General features: G+C 47.7%; 10 protein-coding genes and 2 pseudogenes. 3 read left to right on the forward strand and 9 right to left on the reverse strand.

The genetic code is table 11. From position 1 onward, the window contains the following. Both ACR0P9_RS03775 and ACR0P9_RS03780 read right to left on the reverse strand, forming a co-directional pair. Nucleotides 1-321, reverse strand: a pseudogene (locus tag ACR0P9_RS03775) (hypothetical protein); the annotation flags it as partial. Nucleotides 322-330: 9 nt separating this feature from the next. Beyond that, nucleotides 331-555, reverse strand: coding sequence for a hypothetical protein (locus ACR0P9_RS03780; protein ID WP_432617502.1), 225 nt, complete (start codon nt 553-555; stop codon nt 331-333). A gap of 184 nt (nt 556-739) precedes the next feature. Here ACR0P9_RS03780 and ACR0P9_RS03785 point away from each other — a divergent pair, with 184 nt between their 5' ends. Genes ACR0P9_RS03785 through ACR0P9_RS03795 form a run of 3 tightly spaced genes read left to right on the forward strand, consistent with a single transcriptional unit; the run spans nt 740 to nt 3,135 of the window. Beyond that, nucleotides 740-1,231 (forward strand): HD domain-containing protein, encoded by a 492-nt coding sequence (locus ACR0P9_RS03785; protein WP_432617503.1) that lies wholly within the window; start codon nt 740-742, stop codon nt 1,229-1,231. Further along, a complete protein-coding gene (locus ACR0P9_RS03790) occupies nt 1,228-2,028 on the forward strand; it encodes a putative ABC transporter permease (RefSeq protein WP_432617504.1) in 801 nt (266 codons plus the stop codon). Before ACR0P9_RS03785 ends, ACR0P9_RS03790 begins: the two co-directional genes overlap by 4 nt. A gap of 18 nt (nt 2,029-2,046) precedes the next feature. Beyond that, nucleotides 2,047-3,135, forward strand: coding sequence for a zinc ribbon domain-containing protein (locus ACR0P9_RS03795; protein ID WP_432617505.1), 1,089 nt, complete (start codon nt 2,047-2,049; stop codon nt 3,133-3,135). A 93-nt stretch (nt 3,136-3,228) separates the two neighbouring features. Here ACR0P9_RS03795 and ACR0P9_RS03800 read toward each other — a convergent pair whose 3' ends face one another. The 7 genes and pseudogenes from ACR0P9_RS03800 to ACR0P9_RS03830 form a co-directional block, all read right to left on the reverse strand. Next, nucleotides 3,229-3,396: a DUF1540 domain-containing protein gene (locus ACR0P9_RS03800; protein ID WP_432617506.1), complete on the reverse strand. Its 168-nt coding sequence runs from the start codon at nt 3,394-3,396 to the stop codon at nt 3,229-3,231. 54 nt (nt 3,397-3,450) lie between these two features. Then, nucleotides 3,451-4,113: a peptidoglycan recognition protein family protein gene (locus ACR0P9_RS03805; RefSeq protein WP_432617507.1), complete on the reverse strand. Its 663-nt coding sequence runs from the start codon at nt 4,111-4,113 to the stop codon at nt 3,451-3,453. 81 nt (nt 4,114-4,194) lie between these two features. Further along, a complete protein-coding gene (locus ACR0P9_RS03810) occupies nt 4,195-5,703 on the reverse strand; it encodes an O-antigen ligase family protein (RefSeq protein WP_432617508.1) in 1,509 nt (502 codons plus the stop codon). Between the two features lie 105 nt (nt 5,704-5,808). Further along, nucleotides 5,809-7,260, reverse strand: a complete 1,452-nt coding sequence (locus tag ACR0P9_RS03815; RefSeq protein ID WP_432617509.1) for an O-antigen ligase family protein — start codon at nt 7,258-7,260, stop codon at nt 5,809-5,811. Between the two features lie 18 nt (nt 7,261-7,278). Next, nucleotides 7,279-7,884: a stage II sporulation protein R gene (locus ACR0P9_RS03820; protein WP_432617510.1), complete on the reverse strand. Its 606-nt coding sequence runs from the start codon at nt 7,882-7,884 to the stop codon at nt 7,279-7,281. Nucleotides 7,885-7,930: 46 nt separating this feature from the next. Then, a complete protein-coding gene (gene ispE / locus ACR0P9_RS03825) occupies nt 7,931-8,815 on the reverse strand; it encodes a 4-(cytidine 5'-diphospho)-2-C-methyl-D-erythritol kinase (protein WP_432617511.1) in 885 nt (294 codons plus the stop codon). Between the two features lie 12 nt (nt 8,816-8,827). Beyond that, a pseudogene (locus ACR0P9_RS03830) lies at nt 8,828-9,175 on the reverse strand (hypothetical protein); the annotation flags it as partial.

A 9,175-nucleotide genomic window follows, 5' to 3' on the forward strand; every position in this document is an offset into this window, starting at 1 on the left:
AAATACCGGCGGAAATTCTCGATCTCGCGCAAATCCAATTTCGTCCATATGTGCCTTGTAGTTCAAGCCGATGCAGATAATCTTTTCCGGGTCAGAAACCGCCGGAGCAAACGAAACAGTACCGGCAATTGCAACCGGCTCCAGCTTCTGATACGCTTCCAAAACAGCCGCCTGATCTGCGCTGTCTAATATACCCCTTAACGTTGTTGGCAGCTGTGCGCCGCTCTTTGCTGCACTTGCCTGTGCATCTGCCAGCATTTCACCATGGCAGAATCCCAAACAAACATTGTGTGCTTCATCATAATACTGAAAGAACTTCATGTGTTTTCCTCACCGTTTTCTCTTATCTAAGATTGCTTTCTTCAAATAGGTCTGTGTCAACTGATTTTGCTCTTGCAGTCTCTGATTTTCTTTCTTCAAATAGGCAAGATATTCCCGCGCCAAACGCACGCCGCCGCGTACCTGCAAATCTTCATGTGCTTCCATTTCCGTCAGCCACTGGTCAAGCGAACTCTCTCGCAAGTCGCGATAGGTCGTGTCTTCTTTTTGCCACATAGCCAAGCCTCCTCTGTTCTCTCTCAAAATCGAGGTGTATATGTTTAGTATACCATTCATGGGAACAAAACGGTACTATTTTTAAAAAAGTCTTAAATTTTCTATGAATGTTCTCTTTTTCCAGATAATCTATGGTATGATATATAGGAAAATAATGCAAAATTTGACAGAAAGGAGCTGACATATGAAACTTACCTTAACTTGGCAGGAACGCCGTGCACTGTATCAATTGCTTCGTCCGTATTTAAAAAACGACAAAGTACAGCAGATGAATGCGTACATCCAGCACGGTTCCGTATCCACGTTACAGCACTGCAAATATGTAGCCGAAGTGAGCTGCTGGCTCAACAATCGATTTCATCTCGGTGCCAATCAAAAAGCGTTGATGATCGGCGCATTGCTGCATGATTTTTACCTATACGATTGGCATGTAGACGAAAACCACGAGCATCCCCTGCACGGCTTCAGCCATCCGGAAGCTGCCCGTAAAAACGCACAGCACTATTTCCGCATCGGCAAACAGACGCAGGATGTCATCCGCTGCCACATGTGGCCTTTGACATTGACACAGGTTCCGACATCTCGTGCTGCCATCATCGTATGTATCGCAGATAAATATTGTTCTTTATATGAAACGCTCTTTCTTCGCAAACGAAAGGAGCGCACACGCACATGATTATCAGCCGATATTTCGTCTGGTTTCTGGTCTACAGCTTTTTGGGCTGGTGCTTTGAAACCGTATACTGCACAGCAACACAGCGGCAATGGGCCAATCGCGGATTTTTATACGGCCCGATCTGTCCAATCTATGGCTTCGGTGCCATTGCAATTTCTATTGTGATTGACCTATTAGATTTCAATCATATTCCCACTCTCACTGTCTGGCAGGTATTTCTTATCTCTATGGTCGGCAGTGCGATCATGGAATATCTGACCTCTTGGGCATTGGAAAAATGGTTTCACGCGTACTGGTGGGATTACAGCAATCTGCCGTTGAACCTTAACGGCAGAATCTGTCTCCCCGCCTCGCTGTTATTTGGCTGCGCCGGTGTGTTCATCGTATTCAAGCTGTATCCGTTTATCAGCTCGCATACGACCAGCATCCCGCCGCTCGCCATGGAAGGCATCTCTTTGGCGTTGATGGCGTTATTTTCCGCCGATCTGGCTTTGACTCTGTCCGCTCTGACCCGTCTGGATGCTTTCATGAAGGAAGCCGAGGAAAATATCAACCAGCACATGGAGCTGTTTGTCTCCAATCTCACAGAAAAGCAGTTGGGCTTGAGCCAGCGCATTGCAGAAGAAAAGCAGCGGTTCTCTCGCCAGAATTTGGAACGCATGACTCGTTCGATCAACCCGGCACATCGCCGCGCGCTGTCTCGAATCAAGGGCTTCCGCCCCAATGTCCAGAAGCATCCGCGGGAATACTGGGATACGCTGTTGGAAATTTTGAAAAAACAAAAGAAAAACAAATAAGTAGAAGGTGTTTATTGTATGTATTGCAGAGAATGTGGAAAAAAGGTCGATCAATGGGTGAAATTTTGTCCCTACTGTGGTGCAGAGACCCATTTTCCCGAAGAAATAAAAAAAGAGGAGCAAGAAAAGAACAAGCAGTCTGAGCAAGAAGAAAAAGAGGAAAAAAAGCAAAAGCAGAAAAAGCGAAAAATCAAAATTTCTGTCAAGAAAGAGAAATCCGGCAGCGGTTCCTCTGCTGCGTACAGCGGCATCTCCTCTATCTGGCTGCTGATTTGTACCATTGTTCATGCGCTATTCGGCGTACAAGCGCTCATTCATGTCGCTTGGATTTCGGTTCTGCTCAGCCTTGGTTCGGCCGTCTGTTATTTCCTGCTGCGAAAGACCGGTAAATTTTTCTTGTTCTATGTTGCCTGTGCACTTGGTGTCGCCACGCTGGCTCGTTCCGGCGGCGAAATGCGTGCCACCTTTGGCATCGCCGCTTTGATTATCACGTATTTCCTGCTGCGCGGCAAGCTGAAGATCCCTTCCGGCAGTTCTTCATCCGGTAGAAAGCCGTTTTCCTCCGGAAGATCTTTTTCTATCCCCACCGGTTCTTCTATTTTTGGCAAAAGCGATTTAGGTCTGATTCAGATTGTAATTTCTCTGATTTGCGCCGCACTGATCTGCTTTTTCCTCTTCCAGAATTGGCTGGGACTCAACGTCGCTTCGGCAAGCGGCACATTCAGCTTAACCAGCATGTCCGCGCTGTCCTCTGACCTCAATTCTCTGGTCAGCTGGTTGATTCCGCAGAGCGACCCAGCCATTGTATCGCTGGTCATTCGTATTGCTCTGTTCGTGCTCTCCATCGTCGGCTACATCGTTGTCGCACTGGAAGCTCTGCATGTGGTTGCTCTGTTTATTCTGCGTCCACAAGCTCGCTTCTTCGGCCACATGGCAGCCGATCTCGCCCTGCTGATTGCCGTCATTTTCTTTGCCTGCTATATTGGCAGCAATGTCTATCTCATCACGCAGATGGGCGGTTCGTTCCAATCCGTCATTCGCACAGAACTAGCTCCTATCGTCGTATTCTTTGCCGCAATTGTACAAAGAATTATGACAGCTAGATAACGGTTTTTCTCCACACAAAGCACACATCCCCAGTCCAAGCCATTTCGGCTTAGTCTGGGGATGTTTTGTCACATGCTACAATTTACAAGCGGTTTAACCCAACTTGAAGGAATTGCAGTCGGTGCACTTCTTCTCGGTCGGATTCATCTCATGAGTGCCGATCTGTACACTGTCCAGAGAGCAGTAGTCCGAAGTGCTGCAATGGTTTGCGCACTGGTTGACGCTGCAGTGAATGCTCTTGTTTGCATGACATTTTTCCATGTTCATGTCCTCCTCTTTGTTGATTCGGTAGTAGCATTCCCTGCTGCGCGCATTTTATGCACCGGTATTTTGCGCTTGTGCTTTCTGCACTGCATAATCCTCTTGTACAAGATTTAAAAATTCCTGCCAACGGTTGGTTTCAATGATTGTTGAGGGACAAATCTTTCCAGAAAAGTCCTGATGCTTTTTGACGGCATCTATTGTCAAATGGTACTTGAGCAGCAAATATGCGGTCAGCTGGGCAGCGTTGCGCATGGTCTGGTCAAAATTTCCGCCTTGATTGACACACAGCTCAATGCCGATGCCATTCCGATTGCCGCCTTCTTTCCAGCTGCTGTCTCCCGCATGGTATCCCACTTCCTTGTCTGGCAGATGATGCCAAATTTCATGGTCATCCACCGTGTAATGCCAGCTTTTCTGTTCCTTCCAGCAGTTTTCCTGTAGATATTCGCTGTGTGCTTTTGCCGTCGCGTGAGCACCGGTATTGTCGGTCTCATGAATGACGATGTAATGAATCTCGCGTTTTCGTCCCGAACGCGCCTGTGAATCTTCTGGAATATATTGGGTATGTACCGAAATTCCTGCAATTCGTTCCGGTGTATCGGAAGATTGCTGTGTCGTCTGCTGCTGAGATGCACCGTACCATGCACAAGCCGCCACCGCAAGCAAAACAATCATCCATCGCAGGAATTTATTGGTTTTCTTTTTTCTCGCCAATCGAATCACCTCTATCTGTCAAGTATATGCGCCTGTTTGACGAAAAATCCCGTCCAGAATATTCTGGACAGGATTTGCAGCTTATCTTTCTTTTGTTTTTTTCTTCTTGCCAAACAGAGCAAACACGCCCTTCGGCTGTGTCTCCGGATACTGCTTGATGCGTGTCAGATAGAAAATAACAGCCAGAATCACAGATAGATAAAACGAAGCGTTCGGTCTGCGCAAAATGCCCGCTGTATTGTATGCGTTGGCAAGTGCCAACAGGAACGCCATACCATAGGCTCCTGCTTCCAGAGTGAAATACTTCTGGATATTGCGAACCAAGGCGATGACAATCAATACCGCAAAATAAGCAAGGAAAATCAGGAACAATGCCAAGCCGACTGCACCATACAGGAAATAAATGCCATGGAAATCATTCTCGACGTCATAGCTTTCTCCCTTATAATTCATGTGATCGCGCTCAATGCCAAACAGCTTGGAAGTCTCCGGCATTTCATCCATGAGCAGCTCACAGAAGATAATCTTTGTCTTGCGCGCCGCGGTCATCTGAGAGACATCATTAGAAAAATCACACTTTTTCATCACACGCTCTACACCAAAACGCTGTACCAGATCCGAGCGGTAATAGCAGTAAATCTGATTCATTGTATGCAGCAATTCCAGCGAAGAATTTCCCTTTTCTGCATCTTTCACTTCTTCTTTGGTAACTGTTGTACCGCGGTCTGCACTCATCGAGTTGAGTACGGTCTGCTTTTCTTCCATGAACTGCGAATATGTCTGCTGGTGCTGATACATCGGAGACTGTTTCACACCCAGCACGCAGACAACAGCTACAAGCAGCAGAATGCCGCAGCGAAGCTTTTTCACTTCTCCGCACAGGACAGCGACAAAAATCGTGCCGAATACCGAAACGAAAATCGCCATATACGCCAGTCGTGTACCAAGGAAATACAGCTGTGCGCACGACAGCACGGCTGTTGCCGCAAACAGCCAAGTTTTCTTTGACTGATACGCCATACAAATCAAGATCGGCGTCATCATGCTGACAATGGAAGCCTGTGAATTGGTCGTCGAAAACCAACCCAAAATACCCATCTGGTCATCGACATATGTATACGGATTGGTTCCTGTCACAACGCTGAGCACGACTACAGCCGTGATAATGACAAAGGATACCGCAAAACCAACGCCAACCCAACGATAGCTGTGTGTATCTGCCCGCAAAAACGTAATCAAGCACAGCGCAAAAATCGGAATCTGAATGACGCGAATATAGTTGGTCAAATCCGCAAACGGGCTGATATATCCCGCACGCGCACAGCTGACGGCATGACATACGAAAAATACTGCACAGATTGCCGCCAATGCCCAATAATATCGTTTTTTATCAGATAAGCAAAAGCCAATCAATGCCGTCAAAGCAAATACCAACATGCGAATCAGCAGCGTCGGCGTGGTGCTCATGCCCAGCTTATCCAGCCAGAAAGAACAAATATCCATCAGCGGCTGTACCGCAAACAAAAGTACGATGATGGCCGCGAGATGCTTTTTTAATTGTTCCCTCCAGCGTTCAAATATTGCTACCATAGTATAAGTCCTGTAAATCCTTTCCATTCCGTCCGCTGACGGAACTTTTTGTTGCATTTATCCCATATAGAACGCCACACATTATACCGTTTCATTCGACAAAAGTCAAGGTTTCGGCTGTGTCGGATACGTTCGTATTTTCACCAAATAATAAATCACTGCCAGCACGACCGAAAGATAGAAAGACGCATTGGGTCTGCGCAAAACGCCCGCCGTACAATAGACATGCAGCAGCAGCAGACACAGAGAAACACCAAACGCACCAGCTTCCCCTGTCATATATTTCTTGAAATCTTGTAGCAGAGCTCGCAAAATAAGAGCCGCAAAATATAGCAAAAATACAACAAATAACGCCAAGCCAACCATGCCGTACAGATAATAGATGCCATGCAGATCATTTTCTACATCGTAGTTTTCATCATTCCACGTCATGTCCGACAAATCCAAACCGAACAGTATCGCTGACTTTCCGGCATCTTCCATCAAAAATCGGCAATAGATCAATTTCATCTCTCGCCAGCCTGACAACCGCTCCGCATCGCTAGTATAGTCATACGCCTGCATCACGCGAGAGGCTCCAAATCGATCCACCAGTCCGCCCAAATGTTCTTCATATACCGGAAGCAGGCAGATCTCCGGCGATTTTTCTACCGTTGTGTGATGCAGTTTTTCCTGTTCTTCGATCATCGTATCGGCTTGCAGCTGTTTTTGCTGCACAATCTTCTGATGCGCTGCTTGATTTTTATACATCGGAGACAACGGAAACCCTACGCCGCACACAATTGCGCCAATTAAGAGGACAGCCACGGCTCGTTTATCCACCTTGCGGCTGAGCAGCATAACTAGTATCAATCCGATAGCACAAACAAATATAGCCAAGTATGACAGTCGAGTTGCAAATGCATACAGCACGGCAAAGCAAATGGCTGTGCTGGCAACAAACACGGACAGCTTTTTGCCGCGCAGTGCTTTCATCAAGATGACAGGAACCATTGCGGATAAAATTGCACTCTGGGAGTTGGCAAAATAAAACCATCCCAGTACGCCAATCTGCTTATTCGCATAGGTGTGCGGATCGGTTCCCGTCACTGTGCTGAGCAGTTCTACCAGTACAATCAAGCCAAAATTGATGACAAAGCCCCGCTCGATGGTCTGATAGCCTTCCTCGCCAGTCTCTCGCAAAAACGTGATAAAACACATCGTAAACAGCGGAATCTGCACGACGCGGATGTAATTGGTCAAATCATAAATCGGATTTTGCCAGCCCTCATATCCTGCGGACAAGCAAGCCCATCCATGCAGTACAGCAAAGATAAGCACAATGCCGCCAAATAACAAATATATTTTTTTGTGCTTGCTCAGGGCAAATCCCAAAGCTCCTGTTCCAAACAGGACAAAAAAGCGCAAAAGCAGAGAGACTGTATTGCTCACGCCGCATTCTGTCAGCCAAAATGACAAAACATCCATAACTGGCTGTATGATAAACAGGATCAGCATGAAGAGCGGCAAATACGCGTTTCGTCCTTGCTGTGCACTTCTTTGTTGTTTATCCACCATAGTTTTTGTTCCTTCCTATCAGGAGACTATTTTGCGCAAATTTCCCAGCAATTCTGCTGTCCGAAATCGAATTTCGCACGATGTTCCCGATTGATGAATGAAATTTCTTTCATCCTCTGTCAACGTTGTTTCTCCTTCTGCCGCATTGAAACACAGCGAAGGATACACGACACACCACCAATTGTGCCCGCGTGCCTCTCCAATGCGCAGCTGCAATCCATCGTACCATCCCGCCGGAAGCGAGAAGGTATCATACTGTCTCGTCGGATACCATTCACGCGCCAATCGTACTTTGACCAATTGTGTGCCGCCGCAGGAATAAATCTCTCGCTGTGCGGCATTCGTAATTTCCTGCATATGCGCCCGCAAAAGGTTTTTCATGTCTTGCTGGTCAGTCGCTTGCGCCTGCAAAGGCTGTACAACCGTAAGTACTCGATCACGCACCCGCAATTTGATGGCTTGATCTATGTCTGTATCCGAATTGGCGACGACACGCAGGCGAAACACCTGCTGTGAAAGCCTTTCCTGCTGCGTACCGCAAAAGGCCGCATAGCATACGACAAAAAACAGCGTCAGCGCAAGGGTAAGCTCCCATTTACGCCGCAAAGCACTTGTATTGCCCATGGTATTGACTCCTTCCAGATTTGTGATACTGGAAGTATAGCCGTTTTTATCCCTGTTTAATCTGACCAGCGCGGCAGAAATCCGTCAGAAATACTTCTTGATATGTCTGGGCGAGCAGCTGTTTTGCCTGTTCAGCTTGCTGTTTGTCGGCAAACAAGCCAAAGACAGTCGGCCCCGAACCGCTCATTATCGCATGGAGCGCTCCCTGCTCCTGCATCGTTCGGCAAATATCGTCAATCTCTGGATGCATCTGCGCGGTAATCGGCTGCATGACATTGTACAGCTGGCGGGAAACCGCCTGTAAATCGCCGCGGCGCAGTGCATCAAGCATCGCCGGTGTATCCGGACGCTTCGCAATCTCTACGTCATCAATCGCCTTATAAATCGCCGGTGTAGATACTGCCACCGGTGGCTTGCACAGGACGACAAATGCCTGCGGAGCATCCGGCAGCGGTGTGAGAATTTCTCCAATGCCTTCCGACAGCATCGTGCCGCCCGCTATGCAGAACGGAACATCTGCGCCGAGCTTTAGCCCCATTTCCATCAGCTGTTCCTGTGTCAATCCGGTTTGATACAAGGTATTGAGCAGCACCAGTACAGCTGCTGCATCCGTGCTTCCGCCCGCAAGACCAGCCGCAATCGGATTATGCTTTTCGATATGAATGTGTATGCCGTCCGATGGTTGATTCATTGTGTGCAAAAACAGTTGTGCCGCCCGATACGCCAAATTGCTGCTGTCTGCCGGTAAATCGCAATGAGAAATCGTCAGTTCAATGTCCTGCGTGCCTGTTCCTGTCGATACCGTGACAATATCATGAATGCCAATAGACTGCATGACCATGCAGACGTCATGATACCCATTCGGCCGTCTGCCCGTCACATCGAGTGTCAGATTGATTTTTGCATGTGCTTGTACGGATGCCTGTTTCATTGTCTTCTCCCATCATAGTGTATGTTGGATGATACGTTTTTTGTCAAAATCCGTGACGAATCGGAAACCCGCCGTCTGCAATCGCTCCAGCGCACGCGGAATGCCGCGCGCAACGGTTTCCGGCGCATGAGAATCAGAACCGACGGTAATCAATTCGCCGCCCAATTCTTTATACCGCGTCAAAACAAAGTCTTCTGGGCCAACTTCCTTCTGCCAACCATACAACCCCTTAGCATTGCTCTCCAACGCAATATCCTTTGCAATCAGCAGCCGAAGCACCTCATCGACATAGTTTTTATATCCCTTGAGGGACGGCTGATTGTGCGGCAGCTTCATCACTCGAAGCGGATAATCCAAATG

It is taken from the genome of Butyricicoccus sp. (assembly GCF_050872565.1).
GTDB lineage: Bacteria > Bacillota > Clostridia > Oscillospirales > Butyricicoccaceae > Butyricicoccus_A.